Here is a 26,379-nt window from a genome sequence, read left to right as displayed (position 1 = left end):
AAGTGCGAAATGCTTTCTGCACGTTTACTATCCTTATTATCGGATATAGAGAAAGGAGCCTTCTATGAGCAACGTAAGACGTGTGTATGTAGAAAAGAAATCTGCTTTTGCAGTAAAAGCAAGGGAACTGAAACATGAGATCAAACATTATCTTGGAATCAGCACTGTGACAGCAGTCCGTGAGCTGATCCGTTATGACGTGGAGAACATCTCCGATGAAGTATTTGAGAAAGCCTGCAAAACTGTATTTGCAGAGCCGCCTGTAGACGATCTGTACAATGAGAATTTTGATGTGGCAGAGGGCGCACATGTATTTTCCGTAGAATTCCTTCCCGGACAATTCGATCAGAGAGCTGATTCCGCTGTACAGTGCGTACAGTTCCTGGATGAGAATGCAGCACCGATCATCCGTTCCGCAACTACATATGTAATTGAAGGAAGTATTACAGATGAAGAATTTGAGGCGATCAAGCATCACTGTATCAACCCGGTAGATTCCCGTGAGACAGGACTTGAAAAGCCGGAGACTCTGGTCAGTGTATTCCCTGACCCGGATGATGTGAAGATTTTTGACGGCTTCAAGGATATGGCTGAGGCTGATCTGAAAGAATTGTATTCTTCCCTGAACCTTGCCATGACATTCAAGGATTTCCAGCACATCCAGAATTATTTTAATAAAGAAGAGAAACGTGATCCGTCCATGACAGAAATCCGTGTTCTTGATACATATTGGTCTGACCATTGCCGTCATACCACCTTTTCAACAGAGCTTACAAGCGTGAAGTTTGATGAGGGCGACTACAAGGCTCCGATCGAAAAAACCTATGAAGAATATCTGGACACACATAAGAACATGTACAAGGGCCGTGACGACAAGTTTGTATGCCTGATGGATCTTGCCCTTATGGCAATGAAGAAACTGAAAGCAGAAGGCAAGCTTGCAGATCAGGAAGAATCTGATGAGATCAATGCCTGCAGTATCGTGGTGCCGGTGGACGTGGACGGAAAAGAAGAAGAGTGGCTGATTAACTTCAAGAATGAGACACATAACCATCCGACAGAGATCGAGCCTTTTGGTGGTGCTGCAACCTGCCTTGGCGGTGCGATCCGTGATCCGCTTTCCGGACGTACCTATGTATATCAGGCTATGCGTGTAACTGGTGCAGCAGATCCTACTGTATCCGTAAAGGAAACTCTGAAGGGTAAGCTTCCGCAGAAGAAACTTGTCCGCAGCGCAGCCCACGGCTACAGCTCCTACGGAAACCAGATCGGTCTTGCAACCGGTGCTGTAAAAGAAATCTATCATCCGGACTACGTTGCAAAACGTATGGAGATCGGTGCAGTTATGGGTGCTGCTCCGAGACGTGCGGTTATCCGTGAGAACTCCGATCCGGGAGATATCATTATCCTTCTTGGCGGACGTACCGGCCGTGACGGTATCGGCGGTGCAACCGGTTCCTCCAAGGTACATACAGAGGCTTCCATCGAAGTCTGCGGCGCAGAGGTGCAGAAAGGTAACGCACCGACAGAGCGTAAGATCCAGAGAATGTTCCGCAGAGAAGAAGTAAGCCATATCATCAAGAAATGTAACGACTTCGGTGCAGGCGGTGTTTCCGTTGCCATCGGCGAGCTGGCACCGGGACTTCAGATCGACCTTGACAAGGTTCCGAAGAAATACGCAGGTCTTGACGGAACTGAGATCGCTATCTCCGAATCCCAGGAGCGTATGGCTGTTGTAGTTGACCCGAAAGATGTAGATACTTTCCTGAAATTTGCAAATGAAGAGAATCTTGAGGCTGTTCCTGTTGCAGTTGTAACTGAGGAGCCACGCCTTGTCCTTAACTGGAGAGGAAAAGAAATCGTAAATATCTCCCGTGCATTCCTGGATACCAACGGTGCACATCAGGAGACTTCCGTTGAGGTTGAGATTCCGTCCAAAGAAGGAAACCTCTTTGAGAAACGTCCGGATGTGACAGACGTTAAGAAGAAATGGATGGACACTCTGGCTGACCTGAATGTATGCTCACAGAAAGGTCTTGTTGAGATGTTCGACGGTTCCATCGGAGCGGGCAGTGTATTTATGCCTCACGGCGGTAAATATCAGCTGACAGAGACACAGTCCATGGTTGCAAAGGTTCCGGTACAGAACGGAAAAACCGAGACTGTCACTATGATGAGCTATGGCTTTGATCCATATCTTTCCTCCTGGAGCCCATATCATGGAGCAGCTTATGCAGTAACAGAGTCTGTTGCAAAGATTGTTGCAACAGGTGGTGATTATAAGAAGATCCGTTTCACATTCCAGGAATACTTCCGTCGTATGACAGAGGATCCGAAGAGATGGAGCCAGCCGTTCTCCGCACTGCTTGGTGCTTATGCGGCACAGATCGGCTTCGGTCTTCCTTCCATCGGCGGTAAGGATAGTATGTCAGGAACCTTCAATGATATCGATGTTCCTCCGACACTGGTATCTTTCGCAGTGGATGTTGCAAAAGTGAAAGACGTTATCACACCGGAGCTTAAGAAAGCAGGAAGCAAGCTTGTATGGCTCCGCGCGCCGAAGGATGCGTATGACCTTCCGGATTATCCGGCTCTTATGGAGCAGTATGATAAATTACATCAGGATATCCAGGCAGGCCGTGTGATTTCTGCATATGCACTTGACCGCCACGGAATTGCAGCAGCAGTGAGCAAGATGGCATTTGGTAACGGCATGGGTGTAAAAATCGAGCATAACCTTGATCCAAGAGATTTCTTTGCCCCGGCATTCGGAGATATCATCTGTGAGGTTCCGGATGGAAAAGTCGGTGAGCTTGCTATTACCTATACTGTGATTGGTGAGGTTACGGATGATGCGAAGTTCTCCTACAGTGATACAGAGATCACTCTGAAAGAGGCACTTTCAACATGGGAAGGAACTCTGGAGAGCGTATTTAAGACTGCAGCAGGAACCGAAGAGGTCAAGGCTGATGACGGTTCCCTTTACAAAGCAGACAGCATCTATGTATGCAAACATAAAGTTGCAAAACCGCGTGTATTTATCCCTGTATTCCCCGGAACAAACTGCGAGTACGACAGTACCCGTGCATTTGAGAGAGCAGGAGCTGAGGTTGATGTCAAGGTATTCAAGAATCTTACTGCAGAAGATATCCATGATTCTGTGGAAATCTTTGAGAAAGCCATCAGCCAGGCACAGATGATCATGTTCCCTGGCGGATTCTCAGCAGGTGATGAGCCGGACGGATCTGCGAAATTCTTTGCTACTGCATTCCAGAATGAGAAGATCAAAGAGGCTGTTATGAAGTTACTCAATGAGCGTGACGGTCTTGCACTTGGTATCTGTAACGGATTCCAGGCTCTTATCAAACTTGGACTTGTACCATACGGTGAGATCTGTGGACAGAAAGAGGATTCTCCGACACTGACATACAACACCATCGGACGTCACGTATCCAGGATGGTTTATACTAAGGTTGTCAGCAACAAGTCTCCATGGCTTCAGAAAGCACAGCTTGGTGGAATTTACTGTAACCCGGCTTCCCATGGTGAGGGACGTTTTGTTGCCAATGATGAGTGGCTGAAGAAACTGAAAGAAAACGGACAGATTGCAACAGAGTATGTACCTGTGGATGAGACAGGATATGAGGGAGAGTTCAACGTAAACGGCTCTTATATGAACATCGAAGGTATCACAAGCCCGGATGGACGTGTTCTCGGAAAGATGGCACACAGCGAGCGTCGTGATGCAGGTGTTGCTGTCAATATTTACGGAGAGCAGGATATTAGGATCTTTGAGTCCGGTGTGGAATACTTTAGATAATATCAGGATTGTGTGAGCTGCATGCAGTGGCAGGGGATTTCAGACCTCCCTGCCACTGTAAAAATACAAAAAAGCATATATTTTTTAAAAAATTAAAAAAAGTGAAAAAAACTGTTGACACAAGTCATAAATCATTATATAATAGCAAAGCGAGTTGCGGAACGGAAGAGTTCATAAGACGAGCGATTGTTATGGGATCTTAGCTCAGCTGGGAGAGCATCTGCCTTACAAGCAGAGGGTCATAGGTTCGAGCCCTATAGGTCCCATGTTACAAAAAGATATGGCGAGATAGCTCAGTTGGCTAGAGCACACGGTTCATACCCGTGGTGTCGAGGGTTCGAATCCCCCTCTCGCTACTTATATGGGATCTTAGCTCAGCTGGGAGAGCATCTGCCTTACAAGCAGAGGGTCATAGGTTCGAGCCCTATAGGTCCCATGTTACAAAAGAATATGGCGAGATAGCTCAGTTGGCTAGAGCACACGGTTCATACCCGTGGTGTCGAGGGTTCGAATCCCCCTCTCGCTACTTAACAAAAGGTCTGAAGATTCAATTCTAATTGGGTTTTCGGACTTTTTTTGTTACCATGATTTTCGGATATCTGTGGTAAGACCAGATGTGAAAAGTTAAGATTGACATTTTACATCGTTTTTTTTATCATAGTAAAAGAATAGACATAACGAATCATTTCGGGAAATGAGGATTGGATAATGAAAAAAAGAATGCTTTTTGTTTTCAACCCCAAAGCAGGAAAAGGAAGGATCAAGACGCATCTGCTGGACATTGTGGATATCTTTAACAAAGGTGGATATGAAGTGATCATCCGTGCCACGCAGGGACCGAAGGATGCTTATGAACAGGTGAAGGAATATGCAGATCAGGTGGATCTGATCGCCTGCAGCGGCGGTGACGGTACACTTGATGAGGTGGTTACCGGAATCGTGGAAGTAGGCAGCCAGACACCCATCGGTTATATTCCGGCAGGAAGCACCAATGATTTTGCCAACAGTCTGTTTATGCCGAAGAGTATGACTGCAGCTGCATCCATGATCATGGAGGAGCAGATCTATCACTGTGATATCGGTAAATTTAATAACCAGACATTTGCCTATGTGGCTGCGTTTGGGCTGTTTACCAATGTTTCCTATGAGACTGATCAGGATCTGAAGAATATCCTGGGACATGTTGCCTATGTGCTGGAAGGAATGAAACAGCTTTTTGAGGTGAAATCCTATCATCTGAAAGTAACTTCCGATGAGCTGACTGTGGAGAATGATTTTATTTATGGTATGATCAGCAATTCCAGATCCGTAGGAGGCTTTAAGAATCTTACAGGTAAGAATGTGGATATGAATGACGGACTGTTTGAGGTGACACTGATCACAAATCCGAAGAATCCGCTGGAGCTTCAGGAGATCATGACTGCACTTCTCACAGCAGAGGATAATACAGATCTGATCTATTCTTTTAAGTCTGCCCATGTTGTGATCGAGTCTGAAGAGGCTGTTCCGTGGACGCTGGACGGAGAATTCGGAGGAGACCAGACTCATGTGGAGATTGATAATCTTCATGAGGCCATGAACCTTTATCTCACCAGCAATAAGAATCAGAAAAAAGGCCGGCTGAACCAGAAGCTGCAGGAGATCAAGGAAATCACCCAGAACAGCGAAGAATGATCCGGGTATCCGGAGACAGGGTGATCCTACAGATGTGAAAACGTCTTTCCCCATAAGAAAGACTGGATATACAGGAACGAAAAGGAGGAAGAAATGGAAGATTATATCAATGTAAAGGAAATCTTTGGCTGCGATGTATTTAACGATTCTGTTATGCAGGACCGTCTGCCGAAGAAGGTATACCGGGAACTGAAAAAGACAATAGAAGAGGGCAAGGAACTGTCCATGGAGATCGCTGATGTGGTTGCACATGAGATGAAGGAATGGGCTATTGAGAAAGGTGCTACACATTACTGCCACTGGTTCCAGCCGCTGACAGGCGTTACAGCTGAGAAGCATGACGCATTTGTCACAGCACCAAGAGAGGACGGCAAGGTACTCTTAAGCTTTTCCGGCAAGGAGCTGATCAAGGGTGAGCCGGATGCGTCTTCCTTCCCGTCTGGAGGACTCCGTGCAACATTCGAGGCAAGGGGTTATACAACATGGGATTGTACATCACCTGCCTTTGTACGTCATGATGCAGCAGGCGGTATTTTATGTATCCCGACTGCATTCTGTTCCTATACAGGGGAGGCACTTGACCAGAAAACTCCGCTTCTCCGTTCCATGGAAGCGGTTAATACACAGGCACTTCGCCTTCTTCGCCTTTTCGGAAATACAACTTCCAAAAAAGTAACTCCTTCCGTTGGAGCTGAGCAGGAATATTTCCTGGTTGACAAGCAGAAATGGCTCCAGAGAAAAGATCTGATTTACACAGGAAGAACTCTTTTCGGTGCCATGCCTCCTAAGGGACAGGAGATGGATGACCATTATTTTGGAACTATCCGTCAGAGAATCTCCGCATATATGAAAGAAGTCAACGAGGAGTGCTGGAAACTGGGTGTAACAGCCAAGACACAGCATAATGAGGTAGCACCTGCACAGCATGAGCTGGCACCGATCTATGCACCGGTAAATATTGCGGCAGATCACAATCAGATCATGATGCGTATCCTCAAAAAAGTTGCCAGCCGTCATGGTATGCGCTGCCTGCTTCATGAGAAACCGTTTGCAGGAGTTAACGGTTCCGGTAAACACAATAACTGGTCCCTGACAACAGATGACGGGATCAACCTTCTTGAGCCGGGAAAAACTCCTCATGAGAATATCCAGTTCCTTCTTGTTCTCACCTGTATCCTGAAAGCGGTTGATGAGCATGCAGATCTTCTGAGAGAATCAGCAGCAGACGTTGGAAATGATGAACGTCTCGGAGGAAACGAGGCACCGCCGGCAGTTATCTCCGTATTCCTTGGCGAGCAGCTTCAGGATGTGCTGGAGCAGCTGATCAGCACAGGCACAGCAACACACAGTAAGAAAGGCGAGATACTTGACACTGGTGTTAAGACATTGCCTGACTTTATGAAAGATGCAACAGACCGAAACAGAACATCACCGTTTGCGTTTACCGGAAATAAATTCGAGTTCCGTATGGTCGGTTCCCGTGATTCCATTTCCGAGTGCAATGTTGTGCTGAATACCATTGCAGCAGAAGTATTCCGTGATGCATGTGACCGCCTTGAAGCAGCAGAAGATTTTGATATCGCAGTACATGACCTGATTAAAGAGTATGCAACTGAGCACCAGAAAATTGTATTCAATGGAAACGGATATGCTCCTGAGTGGGAAGAAGAAGCCAGAAGACGTGGTCTTCCGATCCTTCCGTCCATGGTAGATGCAATCCCTGCACTGACAACAGACAAGGCTGTGAAGCTTTTTGAGTCCTTTAATGTATTCACAAGAGCAGAGCTTGAGTCCAGGGCAGAGATCCAGTATGAGGGTTATGCTAAGGCCATCAACATTGAGGCTAAGACCATGGTGGATATTGCCACCAAGCAGATCATCCCGGCAGTGATCCGTTATACAACAGTTCTTGCAGAGTCCATCAATTCTGTGAAGGCAGTGAGCGCAGCACTTGATGTCAGCGTACAGACAAGTCTTCTGGAAAAATCCTCCGCACTTCTTGCTGAGACCAAAACAGCTATGGATAAGCTTTCCGGACTGATCGCTGAGGCAGAATCTCATGAAGAGGGACGCGACCGTGCGGTATTCTTCAGAGAGTGTGTTGTACCGGCAATGAAAGCTTTAAGAAAACCGGTTGATGAGCTTGAGATGATCGTAGATAAAGATATGTGGCCGATGCCATCCTACGGCGATCTGATCTTTGAGGTATGATCAGTCAAATATAAGAAATAGAAGATGACCCTGTTTGTTGAGGCATCTGTAAAAAAATGACGGGACAGGCAAAGAAGTCTGTTCCGTTTTTAGCTGGATCAGGTAAAATTTCCGATAGGGGTGAGCCTGCCTGATTCTGTCCTGAACAAGTATTGAGCGTGGATGTTTTTATCAGTTTGACAATTAGGAGTAATAATATATATGGAAGAATTAGATTTTTTAAAAGAACAGAATGTATCCGGCGAACTGATCCGCAGCATTAAGGAATTCCGTAAAAATTACGGAGTGGATGAAGCTGCTGCGGCAAGAGTTACCAGACCGTCCATTCCGTTCTATGGAAAAGAAATCCTGGAAATGGCCATCGCAGGTCTTCTGGAGGGGGAAAACCTTCTTCTGGCAGGACCGAAAGCAACAGGAAAAAACATTCTGGCTGAGAACCTGGCCTATGCATTCGGCCGTCCGGTATACAATGTATCATTTCATGTAAATACAAACAGCGGCGACCTGATCGGAACGGATACCTTTGTAAACAATGAAGTGTGCCTCCGAAAGGGCAGTATTTATCAGTGTGCAGAGTATGGTGGATTCGGCATCCTGGACGAAATTAATATGGCCAAGAATGATGCAGTCTCTGTCCTTCATGCAACTCTTGACTACCGCCGTTCTATTGATGTTCCGGGATATGACAGGATCGACCTGCATCCTGCAGCACGTTTTATCGGAACAATGAACTATGGATATGCAGGAACAAAAGAGCTCAACGAGGCACTTGTATCCAGATTCCTGGTGATCGACATGCCAGCCCAGACAGAGGAAACATTAGGTTTTATCTTCAATAAAATGTTCCCGGATGCAAAAGAAAAAGCAGTGGAGCAGTTCATTGGCGTATTTATGGACCTTCAGAAAAAGTCCGTAAACAGCGAAATTTCCACAAAATCCCTGGATCTTCGAGGACTTCTGGCTGCTATGAAGATCGTCCGGGCAGGACTTTCACCTTTGGCAGCAGTAAAGATGGGTGTTGTGAACAAGACTTTTGATATTTTTGAAAAAGAGATCGTGGATGATGTAGTTCGGACAAGGATCCCGGAAGAATGGACAAAGGAAGATGTCTATGCATAGAAATCTCACAGAAGAACTATCCATAGAAGATTACAAGCTGGATCTGGAGAACCGCATCCGTAATCTCCTCTGGACAGTCAGCGGCGATTATACCCTGGATGTGAAGCCGGACGTATCTCTGTTTCTGCGTTCAAAGGAGATCGCGCTTTACGACGGGATCAAGCAGGGAGCTTTTGCCAGATATTTTGATAAAAATCTGCTGGGGCTTTATCTGGTAAAAAAAATCTATCTGGATGCTTCTGAATCAGAACTTACCGGGCTGACGCAGCTCTGTATTGAGGCAGCTGTAGGTGAACGGATCTGCGAAGAACGTCCAGGAGTGCGCCGCATGAGGAAAAAAGCCCTGGAAGACATCATGGATCAGGAATACGAAACCCTGCCATCTTATGATATGCTTCTGGACCGTTTAAAGATCGCAGTATTCCGGGATGTACTGGCAGGAAGCGTACAGCCGGTGGAGAAGAAACTGTCCGGTTTTCGGGATCAGATCTACGAATGTGGAAATACAGAGGATACCATGGAGCTGATCCAGGTGATCGACAGTCTTTATAATACTGTGATCGATCCGGATTTTGAAAAGAAAAAAGGTTCTCTGGACCGGGTGATGGCAGTAACTCTGGAAGAACTGACAGAATTCGGATGGGAAGATTATCTCAATGAGGAAATGTATGAGGATGCCCTGGAAAATTATGTGGAACAGATCACAGACCGGGTGACAGATCTTGAAAATTCATCTCTTACGGAAGATATGGAAGAGAAGAGGAAAGTAAAGAACAAGATCACCGTAGTTTCCGAAGAAGCATTAAAAAAAGCCCACACCTATGTTGAACTGAATTTTGGAAGAAGCTATCTTTCGCCTGCAGAAGACAAGCGGATGAATTATCTGATGTGCCGCGGCATACACGGAGACTGTACTCTGTATTTTACAGAAGGAATCCTTGAGAATCCGGTGCGTGATAACTACCAGTATCAGTATGCCAAGCGTCTCCGGAATAAGAACATATGGGTCTATCATGACAAGCACAGGATCGCCAAGAGGAATACATCCATGCTCACCGAACTGCTGAAAAAAGCTCTTGTGATCCGAAGCGAAAACCAGGAGGTCCTTTCGGACAGAGGAATGATCATCCCGTCCAGGCTATGGAGAGTAGGGCGGAGCAGAGAAGCTGATCTGTTCAAAAGAGTCCTCAGAGGTGACAATACAGATTTTGCAGTAGATGTGCTGATCGATGCCAGCGGTTCCCAGATGAGCCGCCAGGGAGATGTGGCACTGCAGGCTTATATGATAAGTTCTGCCCTGAGTAATGTGGAGATCCCTCACCGGGTGATGAGTTACTGCACATTCTGGGATCACACTATCATGCACAGATTCCGGGAGTACGATGATCCTGTGGCGGCAGATGAAAACATCTTTAATTATGTAACTTCTTCCAATAACCGTGACGGACTGGCCATAAAAGCAGCTGGCTACGGACTTCTGCAGAGGGAAGAAGAAAAGAAGATTCTGATCATATTAAGTGATGGAAGACCTTACGATGTGATCATCAACCGTCCCAATGCAAAGAATCCTGCGCCGTATCATGGTAAATATGCCATTGCGGATACAGCTACGGAGATCCGCCGGCTCAGAAGCCAGGGAGTCAGTGTCCTGGGGGTTTTTGCAGGAGAAGAAAAAGATCTTGCTGCCGAGAAGAAGATTTTCGGCAAGGATTTTGCCTATATCCGGGATGTTGGCAATTTTTCCAGGATCGTGGGACGATATCTGACAAAACAGCTGGAAGCAGATAACTGAAAAAAAATGATATTTTTTTCCGGATGTATAATATTCAATTGGAATGTATATAGTCACTATGTTAGCATAAAAGCCGCATAGTGACTAAATTTTTACTTATAATTATCCATAAAATTGTAAATAATACATAATATTACAGAGATAATTCCTTGCAAAATACTGCGGAATTTGATATACTATATGACGTTACTAATTTACTAGATAAAGGGAGAGGAAATATGAACAAAAACACAGAGTTCAAACCTTACATTCCTGCGGAGAAAGTCACTCCGGAGCTCACAGTTACATCTGTGATCATGGGATGTATTCTTGCTGTCATCTTCGGCGCAGCCAATGCTTACCTTGGTCTTCGCGTTGGTATGACAGTATCTGCCTCCATTCCGGCGGCAGTTATCTCCATGGGTGTTATCCGCGTGATTCTTCGCAGAAACTCCATTTTGGAGAGCAATATGGTTCAGACCATCGGCTCAGCTGGTGAGTCTCTTGCAGCAGGTGCTATCTTCACCATGCCTGCACTGTTCCTCTGGGCAGAGGAAGGACTTTCAGACAAGCCAGGCATTGTTGAGATCACTCTGATCGCACTTTGCGGTGGTATCCTTGGTGTACTTTTTATGGTGCCCCTTCGTAATGCCCTCATTGTTAAAGAGCATGCAACTCTTCTCTATCCGGAAGGAACTGCCTGCGCAGACGTTCTTCTTGCCGGTGAGGAAGGAGGAGCCAATGCTTCCACAGTATTCTCCGGTATGGGACTTGCTGCCATCTTCAAATTTGTTGTTGATGGACTGAAGCTTCTTCCGGCAGATGTTTCTGCAGCATTTAAATCCTTTAAGGGCGAGATCGGTATGGAGGTTTATCCGGCACTTCTCGGTGTTGGTTATATCGTAGGACCGAAGATCGCATCATACATGTTTACAGGTTCTCTTATTGGCTGGATGGTCATCATCCCGCTGATCTGCCTGTTCGGACCTGACACATGGATGTACCCGGCTGCAGAGGGAACAACAATTGCCCAGCTTTACGCAAACGGCGGAGCAGCAGCAATCTGGTCTACTTATGTTAAGTATATTGGTGCAGGTGCCATCGCAACAGGTGGTATCATTTCTCTGATCAAATCCTTGCCGCTGATCGTTACAACCTTCCGTGACTCCATGAAGAGCATGAAGGGCAGCAAGAACACAAGTACAGAGAGAACAGCACAGGATCTTCCGATGCAGTTCATACTTCTTGGTATTATTGCAATGGTATTTATCATCTGGATCGTTCCGGCAATCCCGGTAACTCTTCTTGGTGCATTTATCATCGTAATCTTTGGATTCTTCTTTGCAACAGTATCCTCCCGTATGGTAGGTCTTGTAGGAAGCTCCAATAACCCGGTTTCCGGTATGGCTATCGCTACTCTTCTGATCGCTACATTTGCTATCAAGAGCTCCGGTAAAACAGGTATTGACGGAATGACAGCAGCGATCGCTGTTGGTTCTGTTATCTGTATCATCGCAGCAATCGCAGGTGATACTTCTCAGGATCTTAAGACAGGATACCTTCTTGGTGCCACACCTAAGAAGCAGCAGATGGGTGAGATGCTCGGTGTTGTTGTTTCCGGTCTTGCTATCGGTGGTGTTCTGTATCTTCTGAATGCAGCATGGGGCTACGGTACAGCAGAGATCCCTGCTCCGCAGGCTCAGCTTATGAAGATGATCGTTGAGGGAATCATGGGCGGAAACCTTCCATGGGGACTTGTATTTGTAGGTGTATTCCTTGCAATCTGCCTTGAAATCCTCCGTATTCCGGTAATGCCTTTCGCAATCGGTCTTTACCTTCCAATCTACCTGAACGCAACTATCATGATCGGTGGTATCGTTCGTGGATTACTTGACCGCAGAAAAGGCGTTGACGAAAAAACCAAGACAGCTCAGGCTACAGATGGTACCCTGTACTGTGCTGGTATGATCGCCGGCGAGGGTCTTGTTGGAATTCTTCTTGCGATCTTTGCAGTTGTCGGCATCAGTCTTGATATGTCCGGCGTTGTAAGCCTTGGAAATATCGGCGGTGTTGTGCTGATGATCATCATGATCCTGTCACTGCTTAAATTCTCTATCTGGAGAAAGAAGAAAGCCTGATGAGAAAAAACAAAAAGGATAAGAAACAGGATATCAACTATCTTGATCTGATCCCGGAAACAAACCAGTCGATCCGGTGGCACCGGGACCTGAAGCAGCGGATCATTCTTGAGATAGAGAATAAGGGTATGTTCAATACCATCGCGCAGAAGGTTTTTGGCAAGCCAAGGTTTTCCAAGGTTCATCTTGATGAAATGGGAACTTTTATCTGGCCGGAGATCGATGGAACAAAAACCGTGCAGGATATTGCCCTGCTGGTGAAAGAACATTTCGGAGATAAGGCAGAACCGCTTTATCCGAGAATCGTAAAATACTTTCAGATAATGGAAAGCTATGACTTTGTCCATTTTATAAATAAGAAGACAGATAAGTAGCATTGAGAACGGGAACGGACGCAGAATAGTGTACGTGCCCGTTCTTTTTATGACACATCAGTACGGGAAACTGATGCAGTTGTCATATGATACTGCAGCGTTATGAAATTTTTGCAGTGGAATGTATATATTTGGGAAACATTTCATGCAGATTTTTCAGAAACTGCTGTGAAAAAAATGAAAGGAGCACTTTATGAGTCTTGTGAAAAAAAAGAAATGGTATCTGGATTATCTTCTGATCATAGCAGGAACCGGGCTGATGGCACTTGCCATCAATTCCGTTTTTGATGCAACCGGGCTGGTAACAGGCGGCTTTTCCGGTATTGCGATCCTGGTGAAGCACTGGACCGGTGGGATCATAGATGGCGGAGTTCCGCTGTGGCTTACCAATATCACGCTGAACATCCCACTGTTTTTTCTGGGATGGCGGATCAAAGGCTTTTCTTTTGTAAAAAAAGCTCTGGCCGGTGAGATCTCCCTCTCAACCTGGCTTGCCATTCAGCCGGTGTGGAATATTGCGGGAGATGATCTTCTTCTGGCTGCTGTATACGGTGGTGTGATCCTGGGAATCGGCATCGGAATGGTTTTCCTCGGACAGGGAACCACAGGCGGAACGGATATGATGGCAGCACTGATCCAGAAGTATATAAGTCATTATTCCATCGCACAGATCATGCAGTTTATTGATGGCCTTGTTGTAATTGTGGGTATGTATGTGTTTGGCATCCAGCGTGCTCTGTATGCCATCATTGCAGTTTATCTGGTAACAAAAGTATCCGACAGCCTGATCGAAGGTCTGAAGTTTTCCAAGCAGACATTTATCATTACGGAGAAGCCGGATGAGGTGGCAAAGGTCATTATGGAAGACCTGGATCGTGGGGCAACCGGAATCTGTGGCAAGGGTATGTACTCCGGCCAGGAGAAAACCATCATCTTCTGTGTGGTAAATAAGAAGGAAATCGTGAAGCTGAAAGAGCTGGTGGATGATATTGACCCCAATGCTTTTGTGATTGTTTCCGATGCAAGAGAGGTTCATGGAGAAGGGTTTATAGAGAAAAATTAGGCTGATTTCAACAAAAATTTGTAAGTTTTTTCTGTTTTCCTCTTTTATTTTTGGTGATTTTGTATTAAAATAGCCATAGATAGAGAGGGAAAGACAGAAGATAAGCATACACATAAGTGAGAAGGGATTGAACGGAATGATATCGAATCAGGTGTTACAGAATACGCTCGAGGGACTTAAAGAAATATCAAGGACAGAATTTTGTGTCATTGATACGGACGGTAAGGTGTTGGCATCTACCTTTTCTGATTTTGAAATCCAGCCGGCAGATATCCAGGCTTTTGTAGAATCCCAGGCAGACAGCCAGCTTGTCAAGGGATTTCAGTACTTTAAGGTCTGTGATGATTATCAGTTGGAGTATGTCCTTGTGGCCCATGGGGATGATGAGGATACTTATATGGTAGGCAAGCTTGCAGCCTTCCAGATCCAGAATCTGATCGTAGCGTATAAGGAGCGTTTTGACAAGGACAGCTTTATCAAGAATCTTCTTCTTGATAATCTTCTTCTGGTTGATATTTACAACAGAGCGAAGAAGCTTCATATTGAGGCAGATGTCCGTCGTGTAGTTATGATTCTGGAACTGAACCAGGAGAAGGATCACAGCTCAGTGGAGAGCGTGAAGAGTCTTTTTGGTGGAAAGAGCAGAGATTTTATCACTGCTGTAGATGAGAAGAGCATTATTATCGTCAAGGAACTGGAGGACGGAGAGGGCTATCCGGAGATGGATAAGCTGGCTCATACGATTCTGGATACTCTTGACCTGAACAAGGATGGCGAGGATGTCCATATGGCATATGGTACTATCGTCAATGAGCTGAAGGAAGTTTCACGTTCCTATAAGGAAGCCCGTATGGCACTTGATGTAGGTAAGATCTTCTTTGGAGATAAAGAAGTGATTGCATACAGTTCACTGGGAATCGGACGACTGATCTATCAGCTGCCTATTCCGCTGTGCAAGATGTTCATCCGTGAGATTTTCGATAACAAGTCACCGGATGATTTCGATGAGGAAACACTTGTCACCATTGATAAATTCTTCGAGAACAGCCTGAATGTATCTGAGACATCCAGACAGCTGTATATCCACAGAAATACACTCGTATATCGTCTGGATAAACTTCAGAAGAGCACAGGACTGGATCTGAGAGTATTCGAAGATGCGATCACATTTAAGATCGCGTTGATGGTTGTCAGATATATGAAGTATATGGAGACACTGGAGTACTGATATCATCTTGGAATCAGGATGATAGTTCAATACATTAAGGTAAAAACAGAATTTTTTAACTGTCGCTTGATCTTTTTTGGATAGGCGGCAGTTTTTATATGGAAGTTCACACGAACTTCACAGATAACCGCCATCAGTTCTATTGTAATTTTTGTGTTTTTACGTTAAAATAAATAACTCGAAGAGGGCTGTTTTGGCTCTGGGAAATTTATTCTTGCAATCAGACAGGAAATATATTACAATAATATTACAAAAAAGTTAAGAAACCATATTTGGATTACATAGAGGAGGATAAATATGATCGATCTTGTAGATGTGAGCAAATCTTACGGTCCGGGTCTTCCGGCTGTGAATCATGCGAACTTACATGTAGATAAAGGGGAATTCGTATTTGTAGTCGGAAGCAGCGGTTCAGGTAAATCAACCCTGATCAAGCTTCTGATGAAAGAACTGGATTCCACAGGCGGAACTATTACAGTCAGCGGCGAACGTCTGGAGAAGATGAAACACAGACGTGTAGCGAAATATCGCAGAAAACTTGGCGTAGTGTTCCAGGATTTCCGTCTTCTGAAAGACCGCAATGTATATGAGAATGTGGCATTTGCACAGCGTGTCATCGGAAGACCGACCCGTGTTATCCGTAAACGGGTACCGGAAGTCCTTCAGGAAGTAGGACTTGCCGGAAAATATAAAGCATATCCGGATGAACTCTCCGGTGGTGAGCAGCAGCGAGTAGCACTGGCCAGAGCACTGGTAAACCGCCCGGACATCCTTCTGGCAGATGAGCCAACCGGAAATCTGGATCCAAAGACTTCCGAGGAGATCATGGCACTGATGGAACAGATCAATGACAGAGGAACAACAGTCCTGGTAGTTACCCATAATAAAGATATCGTCAATGCCATGCGTAAAAGAGTAGTTACCATGCACAACGGCAAGATCATCAGCGATGAGAAAGAGGGAGGATATCATGAGGCCTAGTACGATCTGGTATACCCTGAAACAGGGATTCAAGAACATAAAGAGAAACTGGATGTTTTCCCTTGCGTGTATCATTACAATGGCAGCCTGTATTTTTCTGGTAGGTATTTTTTATTCTATTGTAAACAATGTGGATAATATAGCGCATAAGGTAGAAGCGGAAGTTCCGATCACAGTATTCTTTGACGAAGGAACAACGGAGGAAGAAATCCAGGCAGTAGGTGAAGAAATCCAGGCAAGATCTGAGGTGGCGAAGATTGAGTATGAATCAGCAGACCAGGCATGGGAAGAATATAAGAAGCAGTATTTTGACGATGAAGATGCGGCAGACGGATTCAAGGATGATAACCCGCTTGTGAATTCATCTAATTATCATGTATATCTTAACGATATCACCAAGCAGACAGAGCTGGTAAATTACATACAGGGACTGGAGCATGTCCGTAAAGTCAACCAGTCTGAGCAGGCATCCAAGACACTTGGATCTATCAATAAACTTGTATCTTACGTATCCATCGGAGTGATCGGAATCCTTCTGGTGATATCCGTATTTCTGATCAGCAATACGGTATCCATGGGTATTTCCGTCCGAAAGGAAGAAATCGGAATCATGAAATACATCGGCGCGACAGATGCTTTTGTACGACTGCCGTTCCTTCTGGAAGGTATTGTCCTTGGGGTGATCGGTGCGGCAATCCCGCTGATCGGACTGTTCTTCCTGTATAATTCAGCAGTAGAATTTATCTTAACAAAATTTAATGTGCTCACAGGTATTGTAGATTTTATCCCAATCTGGCAGATTTACGAAGGACTGATCCCGATGGGACTCGGACTTGGTGTAGGAATCGGTCTTCTGGGAAGCTTCTTCACAACAAGAAAGCACCTCAGAGTATAATATAATAAGTATCGGCTGTCGGAGAACCGGCAGCCGTTTTTGGCATACAGAAAGAGGAATCACATGCATAATAAAGAATTCAAAAAAGGAATCGCTGTTGGTGCAGCAGCAACTCTAATTGTCACAGGAGCTGGCTTTGGCGGCTATCAGAAGACTATGTTTCCCAAAGGAACCGCTCTGGCGGATTCTGCGACTGTTCAGAAACTGAATTATCTGGAGAGTCTGATCGATGAGGAATATCTGGATGAAAAAGATGAGGACAGTCTCAGAGAGGGGCTTTATGCAGGTCTTATGAGTGGCCTGAATGATCCATATTCCGTATATTACACAGCAGAACAGTATAAGGAACTGAACACATCCAATGAAGGCTCTTATGTAGGAATCGGCGCAGTTCTTCAGAAAGACGAGGATGGTGGGGCACAGATCATACAGCTTTATGAAGGAGGGTCCGGAGAACAGGCGGGGCTGAAAAAAGGAGACGTTCTGAAAGCCGTAGACGGTAAAGATGTCACAGAAAAAGAAACTGCAGACATTGCAGCCATGATCAGGGAAAGTGATAAAGATTCCGTCACCCTCACCATTCAAAGAGCAGAGCAGAAGGAAACATCAGATATTAAAGTAGAGATCCGTGATGTGGAGATCCAGACAGTATCTCATGAAATGCTGGATGACGAGACAGGCTACATCCGCATTTCCGAATTTTCAGAAGTTACCAGCAATCAGTACAAAAAAGCATTCGAAGACCTTCATGATAAAGGAATGAAGAAATTAGTAGTAGATCTCAGAAATAATCCAGGCGGGCTTCTGAATGCAGTCTGCGATGTGCTCCGTCAGATTTTGCCGGAAGGTCTGATCGTTTACACAGAAGACAAAAATGGAAAGAAAGAAGAAGAGAAATGCGATGGCAAAAATGAACTCAACATGCCTCTTGCCGTGTTGGTAAACGGAAGCAGTGCCAGTGCTTCGGAGATTTTTGCGGGAGCAGTAAAGGATTATGGTATCGGAACGATCGTAGGAACTACGACTTACGGAAAAGGTGTGGTGCAGACCATCCAGCCGCTTACCGATGGCAGTGCGGTAAAGATCACCATTGCAAAATATTTCACACCAAAAGGAAATGACATCAATAAAAAAGGTATCACTCCGAATGTGGAAGCAGAGCTTTCTGAAGGCTCTGCAGACTGGACAGAACTTACACATGAGGAAGACACGCAGCTTCAGACAGCCCTGAAGGAGATCGGACAGAGCTGATGCGTTCAGAGGGGAGAGAAGAAAATGATAACTTTACAATTATTACAGCAGATCATCGTATTTTTTCTGATGATGGCCTGTGGATATGCGGTGGTAAAATGTGGACTCATCGATGCAAAAAGCAGTAAGACACTCTCAGTCATCTGTATTTACATTATCATGCCCTGTGTGATGATCAACGCTTTCCAGATTGAATATTCCAGAAGCATCCGCAATGGTTTCCTTCTGGCAGTAGCAGCAGCTGTTCTGATCCATATTTTTCTGCTGGTATTTGTCAGGATCATCGGCAAACCGCTGAAATTAAGCGTGGTGGAAAAAGAATCCATCATCTATTCCAATTCAGGAAATCTGGTGATCCCACTTGTAATCGTAGTCCTTGGTGAGGAGTGGGTAATTTATGCCAGTGCATTTTTAAGTGTACAGATGATTCTGATGTGGACTCACGGACAGTCACTGATGGAGGCGAGAGCTGGCATCAACTGGAAAAAAATCCTCTGTAATATCAATCTGATTGCGATCATCCTTGGTATTATTCTGTTTTTTGCACAGATCAGACTGCCTGTGATCCTTGGAAATACCATGAGCCAGATCTCAGCCACCCTGGGTCCTGTGTGTATGATTATGCTGGGAATGACCATGACGGAGGTAAACTGGAAAGACATTTTCAGCCATTCCAGGATCTATCTGATCACAATCCTGAAGATGGTGGTCACTCCGTTGGTCATACTAATGCTTTTAAAGTATCTGCCAATGGCTTCAATGGTAAAAGAAGGAAAAACTATTCTGCTGATCAGTCTGATGGCCGTGATCACACCCTCTGCAACAACGGTTGTACAGCTGGCACAGCTTTACGATCAGGAACCGGTCTATGCCAGCACCATTAATGTAATGACCACCATAGTCAGTATCATAACCATGCCGCTGATGGTCATGCTGTATCTTGTCTGAGCATCACCGGAAATCCACAGAAATCCTGCCAGCAGAATTGTGAAAACGGGATAAAAGTGATAGAATCAGACTATATGAGAGAGCAGAATGGATATATCTGCTCATTGTGGAAAGTATAGTGGGAAATATAGCAGAAAAATCATCAAAACAGGAGGATAGCATAAATGGAACGACATGCCTTTGCAATGAAAGTAAAAGAAGGAAAAATGAATGATTACCGTAAAAAACTTGGTGAAATCTGGCCGGAGCTTACTGCATATCTTGACCGCAACAGAATCAATAATTTCAGCATCTGGAATGCTGCAGACCTGATCTTCGGATATTACGAAAATGCAGACGGAGCAGTGATTTCTGCAGAAGAAGAGAAAGTGAAAACAGCTCTCACAGAGAAAATCCAGAATACTTTCACATGGATCTCCACACCAGATCAGGATATGCGCCTGATGTATCATAATTTTGGTGTTGTGAGAGAAAACAAGGAGCTGATTCGCCACAGAATGTTCATGACAAAATTAAAAGACGGCTGTGAGGAAGAATATAAAGCCCGTCATGACGGCCTTGTGGCACAGAGAGGCGATAAAATTGATCCGGGTCCGGACAGCAACTTCAGTATCTGGAGCGCAGGCGGATATATTTTCGGCTATGATGAGATCGACACTACCATGGAAGTGGAAGAAACACCGGAAGCAAGAGAAGCAACCGTTGCATGGGAAACACGCCAGCTCGGGATCATGGACTGGATCACCAACGATGTAGATTGGATGACAAAAGAGGTTCACCCGTCAAGTGTGCGTCTTGCATGGCATAACTAAAATGGGAAAATAAAAGGAAGGAGGCCGGGGCTTTAATTGGAGGTAGCCCCGGCAGTATGAAAAAGAAAAAAGTGTTATCAAAGGTAGTACCCTTTGCACATCTAATAATATACTCATATTTTGTGGTCATTCTGTGACGTCATTCTGAAAAAAGTATGAACAAAAAAGAAAAAATAACTGAACTGAATTCTTAATAATTTTTAAACTTTCCATATTTAGTTGAAACCATACGCCTCGACTGTTATACTGTGACTAGCAGATGGCATCAGGAGAAGAATACGTTTTATTCCTGATATTAATAAAATAATGAGGCGCGAATTTATGAAACATTTTTGGAAATATGTAACAGGGGTCATACCTGCGTACGGGCTTTTTCCCCTTGTCTTTTCATTTGTATTTAACTGTCTTGTATATTCCGGTTCAAGGGCGATCGCAGGCAGTTGGTATCACCACAACATAGAAAGTAATCTTGACCTGCGGCTTCCGTTTTTGCCGCAGTTTTTAATTGTTTATTTTGGCTGCTATCTGTTCTGGGCAGTAAATTATGTTCTTGCGGCAAGACAGGAGAAGGAACAGGTTTACCGCTTTTTTACTGCGGATTTCATATCCCGTTGTGTGTGCCTGATCATATTTCTGGCGTATCCAACTACCAATACAAGACCGGTGATCGAAGGAAACGGAATCTGGGATCTGCTGGCCAGGTGGCTTTATTCTGTTGATGCGGCGGATAATCTGTTTCCATCTATCCACTGCCTGGTAAGCTGGTTCTGTTTTCTGGGGATCAAAGATCAGAAAAGAATTCCGACATGGTACAAGAGAGTATCCCTTGTGCTGGCTGTGCTGGTTTTTCTGTCTACCATTTTTACCAAGCAGCATGTACTTGTGGACGTGGCAGGCGGTGTGCTCCTGGCTCAGGTATGCTTTATGCTGGGACAGAAAACAGAGATCTGGCATATTTATGAACGGATAGGAACTGAAATTGAGAAGAAGATCAACAGCTATACAGAAGGTGCCAAATGATGAAAAGCAAAAAAAAGATCATATTTAACGGAGTGTTTCTGGCAGTAGTTTTTGCCCTGACTATCTACGGCGTTTTTCACGGAGAAGATCTGTCCTCCATGATGGATGCCATACACAGGGCAGATAAGCGGTGGCTGGTTCCGGGAATTACACTGGTAGCATTTTTTATCTGGGGAGAATCCATTATTATCTGGTACATGATGCGTTCCAGTGGAATTCATCTGAAAAAAAGAAGCTGCTTTTTGTTTTCGTCCGTAGGATTTTTTTTCAGCTGCATCACACCGTCCGCCAGTGGCGGACAGCCCATGCAGATCTACTATATGAAAAAAGAAAAGATTTCCATTCCGGTGTCAACGGTAATCCTGATGATCGTGACTATTACCTATAAGTTGGTGCTTGTGGTGATCGGTATTGGAATCGCAATTTTCGGAAGAGGATTTCTCCACAAATATCTGGAAGGAATACTGCCGGTGTTTTATCTGGGACTGGTGCTTAATATCTTCTGTGTCACTTTTATGACCATTCTGGTATTTCATCCGCTTTTTGCAAAAGCAATCCTGGTGAAGGGAATGAAGCTTCTGGAGCGGCTGCATCTCATGAAAAAAAAGGGGAGTCGGCTGAAAAAATTGGAAGATTCCATGGATACTTACAGAGATACTGCGGCATATCTGAAGAATAATCCTACGGTGATCGTTAAAGTTATTGGAATCACTTTTATACAGCGGATGGCACTGTTTGCAGTAACCTGGTTTGTATATCAGTCCTTCGGACTTCACGGAACCGGATTTTGGGAGATACTTTTTCTCCAGGCCGTGATCTCGGTGTCTGTGGATATGCTGCCTCTCCCGGGAGGAATGGGAATCAGCGAGACATTATTTTTAACTATATTCAAGCCTGTGTTTGGTACGCTGCTGCTGCCGGGTATGGTACTGAGCCGAGGGCTTGGATATTACGGAGAACTTCTGATCAGTGCCATATTTACAGTGGCTGCCCAGCTGACTATTGGGCAGGAGAAGAAAAAGAAAGCATAAATCAGTGCCGGAGATGTTAAATACAGATCCGCATACAGATACAAGTGAGAAATGCAGAGGTCTGCTTTACGAAAAAGAGAAAGAGGTATGTAAAGAATGATAGGTTTTTATGATTACACAGTAATAATGACTTACATAAGTGTGGTGTCTTCCATGATCGGAATATTCTGTGCCATGACAGACCGGATTGCTACAGCTGTGTGCTGTCTGGCTTTTTCCGGACTGTGCGATATGTTTGACGGAAAAATTGCCAGAACAAAGAAGAACAGGACAGATGAAGAGAAATGCTTTGGCATCCAGATTGATTCCCTGGCTGATATCGTCTGCTTCGGTATTCTGCCCATCGTACTTGGCTTTAAACTTGGAATGTACCATGTTTACGGAGTGGCGATCCTTCTGTTCTACGGACTGGCAGGACTGATCCGCCTTGCATATTTCAATGTGATGGAAGCAAAGAGACAGAGTGAAACAAGCGAAAACCGCAAATATTATCAGGGACTGCCTATCACATCCATGTCTGTGATCCTGCCGCTTTTGTTTGTTGCATCCATGATCCTGCCAGGTTATAAATGGTTTGTGGTGCTTCTTCATATTATAATGCTGGCAGTGGGACTTCTGTTTATCCTGGATTTCAAATTCCGGAAACCTACAAACAGAGAGCTTGTAATTCTGGTTGCAGTAGTTGCAGTCGCAGTTCTTTTTGTCCTTTTTTATAATGAAGGATGGTGGAGATTCAGCTATATCTACAAGACATCACTGGAGCGAGGTGGGACCTTATGATACGGACAGCAGACAGAAATGGTCATGTTGTGGAGGAAGATTCCTTCCAGAATAATCTGCTGGAAAAAATTTACGGATCAGCTTTCGGTCGTGCACTGATCCGGCCACTGGTAACTCCGTCCGTATCCATTGCAGTGGGAAAGCTTCTGGATTCAGGGATCTCGGCAGCAGCAGTGAAGCCTTTTATCCGGATGAACCATCTGGATATGGGGGATTATGAAGAACAGAAATACACTTCTTATAATGAATTTTTTAAGCGGAAGATCAGGGAGGGCGCGCGGAGCATAGATATGGAACCGAAGCATTTTATCAGCCCGTGCGACTGCCGTGCAGGTGTTTATCCTGTTGACGGAAAGACAGGATTTTCTGTCAAGCATACCAGATATACAGTGGAGGAACTTCTTAAGAACCCTTCCCTGGGAAAAAGATTTCAGGGTGGCTATGTGTGGGTGCTTCGTCTCTGCGTCCAGGATTACCACAGATATATTTACCCGGACAATGCCAGAGAGTCCAGGCGTGTGAAGATACCGGGAATCCTTCATACCGTGAATCCGGCTGCTAATGATGCCTATCCTATCTATAAAGAAAACAGCCGGGAATTTTCACTTCTGAAAACCGAGAATTTCCGCACGGTACTGATGATGGAAGTAGGGGCACTTATGGTAGGAAAGATTGAGAACCGTCCGCGTAAGCCTTACGTATTTCGCGGGGAAGAAAAAGGCAACTTTGCTTTCGGCGGCTCTACCATTGTACTGATCACACAGAAAAATACAGTAAAACCAGACGAGGACATCCTGAAAAATTCCGGTGAAGGAATCGAGACAAGAGTCCTTATGGGAGAAAAGATGGGAGAATCCTTTTAACAGAGGGTTCTCTTTTTGGCAGGAAATTATTTGAAAAAATGAAATTACGTTCACACACACATCACAAACCTGTGATATATTACAAATATGAACGTAAAGAAACGGAGGAATCGAAGATGGAAGCATTAAAAATCCTTGTAGTAGACGATGAAAGCAGAATGAGAAAACTGGTAAAAGACTTTCTTGCAAAAAAGAATTTCCAGGTTCTGGAAGCCGGTGACGGTGAGGAAGCCATGGATATATTTTACAAAGAGAAGGACATCGCTTTGCTGATCCTGGATGTAATGATGCCGAGAATGGACGGCTGGGAAGTATGCCGTGAGATCCGTAAAAATTCCAAAGTTCCGATCATCATGCTGACTGCAAGAAGCGATGAGAGAGATGAGCTTCTTGGATTTGAGCTTGGCGTAGATGAGTATATTTCCAAGCCGTTCAGTCCGAAGATCCTGGTTGCACGCGTGGAGGCAATCCTTCGAAGAACGGGACAGAGTAATCCGGACGAGATACTTTCCGCAGGTGGCATTGTGATCGACAAGGCTGCTCATCAGGCAACGGTAGACGGCAAGCCGATGGACTTAAGCTTCAAGGAATTTGAACTTCTTACTTATTTTCTTGAGAATGAGGGCATTGCCCTTTCAAGGGAAAAGATCCTCAACTCTGTATGGAATTATGATTATTTCGGAGATGCCAGAACCATTGATACCCATGTTAAGAAGCTGAGAAGCAAGATGGGTGATAAAGGTGAATACATCAAGACAGTCTGGGGTATGGGATACAAGTTTGAGGTAGGAGAATGAAAAAGCCGGAAAAACAAAAGAAAGACAAACCTAAAAAAGTACACAGTCTCAGACATCAGATCACGGCTTATTTCATAGGACTTTTGTTTTTATCAATATTGACGATCACTGTGATAAACGGAGCTTTTCTTGAGAAGTACTATGTGTCCAAAAAGATCGATGTACTGCTGGATCTCCGCACAACGCTGGAGAGTACGGACATTAATGAGCTGATGAACAGCGAGGATGAGGAGAGTTCCAGGAGCATTCCTGATGAGATCCAGAGAGCCTGCTCCAGAAATAATCTTTCCTGGGTTGTGATCGACAGCAGCAACACCAGCTGGCTTTCCTGGGGTGAGAATGAAAAAATGCTTCAGAGCAAACTGTTCGGATATGTATATGACCTAGATGAGGACGGCGGAAAAAGTCACGTTCTGAAGCGTGGTGATGATTACACCATCCAGCAGTCCCATGACCGTTTTGCAGGAATGGATTATGTGGAATGCTGGGGAATGCTGGATGAGGATCATTATTTTATCATAAGGACACCGCTTGAGAGCATTCGGGAAAGTGCAGATATTTCCAATAAATTCTATTTTGCGGTAGGACTTGCCATCATTATTGTAAGCGGAATGATGATCATGGTAGTGACCAAACGGATCACAAGACCGATCAGTGAGCTTACCGAGCTGTCAAAGAAAATGTCAGATTTGGATTTTGAAGCCAGGTATGAGAGCAAGGTGGGCAACGAGATCGATATGCTGGGAGATAATTTTAACAGGATGTCCACTCAACTTGAGAATACCATCAGTGAGCTGAAATCCGCAAACAATGAACTGCAGCGGGATATTGAGGATAAGATCAAGATCGATAAGATGCGAAAAGAATTCCTGGATAACGTATCTCACGAGCTGAAAACTCCTATCGCTCTGATCCAGGGATATGCGGAAGGTCTTAAGGAAAACATTTCCGATGATCCGGAGAGCAGAGAGTTCTATTGTGATGTTATCATGGATGAGGCGTCCAAGATGAACAAGCTTGTGAAGAATCTCCTCACACTGAATCAGCTGGAATCCGGCAAGGATGCTGTTGTGATGGAGCGGTTTGATATTGTATCCCTGATCAGGGGTGTGCTCCAGACCATGGATATCATGATCGGACAGAAAAAGGCCAAAGTGATCTTTGACGAACAGAAGCCGATATATGTGTGGGCAGATGAATTTAAGACAGAGGAAGTTGTCACTAATTATGTCAGCAATGCGCTGAACCATCTGGACGGTGACAGACAGATCGAGATCAAGCTTGTTGATGAGGACAGCCGTGTGAAAGTGACAGTCTTTAACAACGGAACACCGATCCCTGAGGCTGATATCCCGAATCTCTGGAATAAATTCTACAAAGTAGACAAGGCCAGAACAAGAGAATACGGTGGAAGCGGTATCGGATTATCCATTGTAAAAGCCATCATGGAGAGCATGAACCAGGAATATGGTGTGCAGAATTTTGACAACGGAGTGGAATTCTGGTTCACACTGGACCGGAAATAACAGCAAAAAATCGTACGGGACATCTGAAACTTTAGAACGGTAGTGTGAAAAATGGGCAGCAGCAGAGAAAAGTCTTT

Annotated in this window: 20 protein-coding genes and 4 tRNA genes; all 24 read left to right on the top strand. The window is 44.8% G+C overall.

The window, feature by feature from the left end; translation table 11 throughout:
• Nucleotides 1–64 precede the first annotated feature (64 nt).
• The 24 genes from HFM85_RS04875 (at nt 65) to HFM85_RS04760 (ending at nt 26,302) form a co-directional block, all read left to right on the top strand.
• Complete coding sequence (locus HFM85_RS04875) at nt 65–3,820, top strand: phosphoribosylformylglycinamidine synthase (protein WP_173738810.1); 3,756 nt, start codon at nt 65–67, stop codon at nt 3,818–3,820.
• A 193-nt stretch (nt 3,821–4,013) separates the two neighbouring features.
• Nucleotides 4,014–4,086, top strand: a tRNA-Val gene (locus HFM85_RS04870).
• Between the two features lie 16 nt (nt 4,087–4,102).
• Nucleotides 4,103–4,176 (top strand) — tRNA-Met (locus tag HFM85_RS04865).
• A 7-nt stretch (nt 4,177–4,183) separates the two neighbouring features.
• Nucleotides 4,184–4,256: transfer RNA gene (locus tag HFM85_RS04860), tRNA-Val, on the top strand.
• 16 nt (nt 4,257–4,272) lie between these two features.
• Nucleotides 4,273–4,346, top strand: a tRNA-Met gene (locus HFM85_RS04855).
• 182 nt (nt 4,347–4,528) lie between these two features.
• Complete coding sequence (locus HFM85_RS04850; RefSeq protein WP_173737417.1) at nt 4,529–5,494, top strand: diacylglycerol/lipid kinase family protein; 966 nt, start codon at nt 4,529–4,531, stop codon at nt 5,492–5,494.
• Nucleotides 5,495–5,587: 93 nt separating this feature from the next.
• Entirely contained in the window at nt 5,588–7,705 is a 2,118-nt protein-coding gene (locus HFM85_RS04845; protein WP_173737416.1) for a glutamine synthetase III family protein, read from the top strand.
• A 201-nt stretch (nt 7,706–7,906) separates the two neighbouring features.
• Nucleotides 7,907–8,824, top strand: a complete 918-nt coding sequence (locus HFM85_RS04840; protein ID WP_173737415.1) for an AAA family ATPase — start codon at nt 7,907–7,909, stop codon at nt 8,822–8,824.
• Nucleotides 8,817–10,616, top strand: a complete 1,800-nt coding sequence (locus HFM85_RS04835; RefSeq protein WP_173737414.1) for a vWA domain-containing protein — start codon at nt 8,817–8,819, stop codon at nt 10,614–10,616. Before HFM85_RS04840 ends, HFM85_RS04835 begins: the two co-directional genes overlap by 8 nt.
• A gap of 218 nt (nt 10,617–10,834) precedes the next feature.
• Complete coding sequence (locus HFM85_RS04830) at nt 10,835–12,733, top strand: OPT family oligopeptide transporter (RefSeq protein WP_173737413.1); 1,899 nt, start codon at nt 10,835–10,837, stop codon at nt 12,731–12,733.
• The gene (locus tag HFM85_RS04825; RefSeq protein WP_173737412.1) at nt 12,733–13,107 is read left to right on the top strand and encodes a PqqD family protein; all 375 of its coding nucleotides are present in this window, start codon (nt 12,733–12,735) and stop codon (nt 13,105–13,107) included. The genes HFM85_RS04830 and HFM85_RS04825 overlap by 1 nt, the downstream gene beginning before the upstream one ends.
• Nucleotides 13,108–13,300: 193 nt before the next feature.
• On the top strand, nt 13,301–14,170 hold the full coding sequence (locus tag HFM85_RS04820; RefSeq protein WP_173737411.1) for a YitT family protein: 870 nt from the start codon (nt 13,301–13,303) through the stop codon (nt 14,168–14,170).
• A 136-nt stretch (nt 14,171–14,306) separates the two neighbouring features.
• A complete protein-coding gene (locus tag HFM85_RS04815; RefSeq protein ID WP_173737410.1) occupies nt 14,307–15,398 on the top strand; it encodes a PucR family transcriptional regulator in 1,092 nt (363 codons plus the stop codon).
• A 297-nt stretch (nt 15,399–15,695) separates the two neighbouring features.
• Complete coding sequence (gene ftsE / locus HFM85_RS04810) at nt 15,696–16,379, top strand: cell division ATP-binding protein FtsE (protein WP_173737409.1); 684 nt, start codon at nt 15,696–15,698, stop codon at nt 16,377–16,379.
• Nucleotides 16,369–17,274: a permease-like cell division protein FtsX gene (gene ftsX, locus HFM85_RS04805; RefSeq protein WP_173737408.1), complete on the top strand. Its 906-nt coding sequence runs from the start codon at nt 16,369–16,371 to the stop codon at nt 17,272–17,274. Before ftsE ends, ftsX begins: the two co-directional genes overlap by 11 nt.
• A 63-nt stretch (nt 17,275–17,337) precedes the next feature.
• Nucleotides 17,338–18,525, top strand: coding sequence for a S41 family peptidase (locus HFM85_RS04800; protein ID WP_173737407.1), 1,188 nt, complete (start codon nt 17,338–17,340; stop codon nt 18,523–18,525).
• A 24-nt stretch (nt 18,526–18,549) separates the two neighbouring features.
• On the top strand, nt 18,550–19,473 hold the full coding sequence (locus HFM85_RS04795; RefSeq protein WP_173737406.1) for an AEC family transporter: 924 nt from the start codon (nt 18,550–18,552) through the stop codon (nt 19,471–19,473).
• Nucleotides 19,474–19,637: 164 nt separating this feature from the next.
• Entirely contained in the window at nt 19,638–20,285 is a 648-nt protein-coding gene (locus tag HFM85_RS04790; RefSeq protein WP_173737405.1) for an L-rhamnose mutarotase, read from the top strand.
• Between the two features lie 321 nt (nt 20,286–20,606).
• Complete coding sequence (locus HFM85_RS04785; protein WP_173737404.1) at nt 20,607–21,305, top strand: phosphatase PAP2 family protein; 699 nt, start codon at nt 20,607–20,609, stop codon at nt 21,303–21,305.
• Nucleotides 21,305–22,336 (top strand): lysylphosphatidylglycerol synthase transmembrane domain-containing protein, encoded by a 1,032-nt coding sequence (locus HFM85_RS04780; protein ID WP_173737425.1) that lies wholly within the window; start codon nt 21,305–21,307, stop codon nt 22,334–22,336. Before HFM85_RS04785 ends, HFM85_RS04780 begins: the two co-directional genes overlap by 1 nt.
• A 96-nt stretch (nt 22,337–22,432) precedes the next feature.
• On the top strand, nt 22,433–23,116 hold the full coding sequence (locus HFM85_RS04775; RefSeq protein ID WP_173737403.1) for a CDP-alcohol phosphatidyltransferase family protein: 684 nt from the start codon (nt 22,433–22,435) through the stop codon (nt 23,114–23,116).
• Complete coding sequence (locus HFM85_RS04770) at nt 23,113–23,979, top strand: phosphatidylserine decarboxylase (protein ID WP_173737402.1); 867 nt, start codon at nt 23,113–23,115, stop codon at nt 23,977–23,979. Before HFM85_RS04775 ends, HFM85_RS04770 begins: the two co-directional genes overlap by 4 nt.
• Before the next feature lie 116 nt (nt 23,980–24,095).
• Nucleotides 24,096–24,776 (top strand): response regulator transcription factor, encoded by a 681-nt coding sequence (locus tag HFM85_RS04765; protein ID WP_173737401.1) that lies wholly within the window; start codon nt 24,096–24,098, stop codon nt 24,774–24,776.
• A complete protein-coding gene (locus tag HFM85_RS04760; protein WP_173737400.1) occupies nt 24,773–26,302 on the top strand; it encodes a sensor histidine kinase in 1,530 nt (509 codons plus the stop codon). Before HFM85_RS04765 ends, HFM85_RS04760 begins: the two co-directional genes overlap by 4 nt.
• Nucleotides 26,303–26,379: the final 77 nt, after the last annotated feature.

This window comes from Blautia schinkii (genome assembly GCF_013304825.1).
Classification (GTDB): domain Bacteria; phylum Bacillota; class Clostridia; order Lachnospirales; family Lachnospiraceae; genus Blautia_A; species Blautia_A schinkii_B.
Note: the sequence above shows the minus strand (reverse complement) of the source record. Positions and strands in the feature narration are given on the sequence as shown.

What these genes read in the sequence shown, in the direction of transcription:
- HFM85_RS04820 (WP_173737411.1), top strand. Translation starts at nt 13,301, where the DNA reads ATGAGTCTTGTGAAAAAAAAGAAATGGTATCTGGATTATCTTCTGATC.
- HFM85_RS04795 (WP_173737406.1), top strand. Translation starts at nt 18,550, where the DNA reads ATGATAACTTTACAATTATTACAGCAGATCATCGTATTTTTTCTGATG.
- HFM85_RS04815 (WP_173737410.1), top strand. Translation starts at nt 14,307, where the DNA reads ATGATATCGAATCAGGTGTTACAGAATACGCTCGAGGGACTTAAAGAA.
- ftsX (WP_173737408.1), top strand. Translation starts at nt 16,369, where the DNA reads ATGAGGCCTAGTACGATCTGGTATACCCTGAAACAGGGATTCAAGAAC.
- HFM85_RS04845 (WP_173737416.1), top strand. Translation starts at nt 5,588, where the DNA reads ATGGAAGATTATATCAATGTAAAGGAAATCTTTGGCTGCGATGTATTT.
- HFM85_RS04780 (WP_173737425.1), top strand. Translation starts at nt 21,305, where the DNA reads ATGAAAAGCAAAAAAAAGATCATATTTAACGGAGTGTTTCTGGCAGTA.
- HFM85_RS04875 (WP_173738810.1), top strand. Translation starts at nt 65, where the DNA reads ATGAGCAACGTAAGACGTGTGTATGTAGAAAAGAAATCTGCTTTTGCA.
- HFM85_RS04840 (WP_173737415.1), top strand. Translation starts at nt 7,907, where the DNA reads ATGGAAGAATTAGATTTTTTAAAAGAACAGAATGTATCCGGCGAACTG.
- ftsE (WP_173737409.1), top strand. Translation starts at nt 15,696, where the DNA reads ATGATCGATCTTGTAGATGTGAGCAAATCTTACGGTCCGGGTCTTCCG.
- HFM85_RS04775 (WP_173737403.1), top strand. Translation starts at nt 22,433, where the DNA reads ATGATAGGTTTTTATGATTACACAGTAATAATGACTTACATAAGTGTG.
- HFM85_RS04770 (WP_173737402.1), top strand. Translation starts at nt 23,113, where the DNA reads ATGATACGGACAGCAGACAGAAATGGTCATGTTGTGGAGGAAGATTCC.
- HFM85_RS04850 (WP_173737417.1), top strand. Translation starts at nt 4,529, where the DNA reads ATGAAAAAAAGAATGCTTTTTGTTTTCAACCCCAAAGCAGGAAAAGGA.
- HFM85_RS04835 (WP_173737414.1), top strand. Translation starts at nt 8,817, where the DNA reads ATGCATAGAAATCTCACAGAAGAACTATCCATAGAAGATTACAAGCTG.
- HFM85_RS04760 (WP_173737400.1), top strand. Translation starts at nt 24,773, where the DNA reads ATGAAAAAGCCGGAAAAACAAAAGAAAGACAAACCTAAAAAAGTACAC.
- HFM85_RS04765 (WP_173737401.1), top strand. Translation starts at nt 24,096, where the DNA reads ATGGAAGCATTAAAAATCCTTGTAGTAGACGATGAAAGCAGAATGAGA.
- HFM85_RS04790 (WP_173737405.1), top strand. Translation starts at nt 19,638, where the DNA reads ATGGAACGACATGCCTTTGCAATGAAAGTAAAAGAAGGAAAAATGAAT.
- HFM85_RS04825 (WP_173737412.1), top strand. Translation starts at nt 12,733, where the DNA reads ATGAGAAAAAACAAAAAGGATAAGAAACAGGATATCAACTATCTTGAT.
- HFM85_RS04800 (WP_173737407.1), top strand. Translation starts at nt 17,338, where the DNA reads ATGCATAATAAAGAATTCAAAAAAGGAATCGCTGTTGGTGCAGCAGCA.
- HFM85_RS04830 (WP_173737413.1), top strand. Translation starts at nt 10,835, where the DNA reads ATGAACAAAAACACAGAGTTCAAACCTTACATTCCTGCGGAGAAAGTC.
- HFM85_RS04785 (WP_173737404.1), top strand. Translation starts at nt 20,607, where the DNA reads ATGAAACATTTTTGGAAATATGTAACAGGGGTCATACCTGCGTACGGG.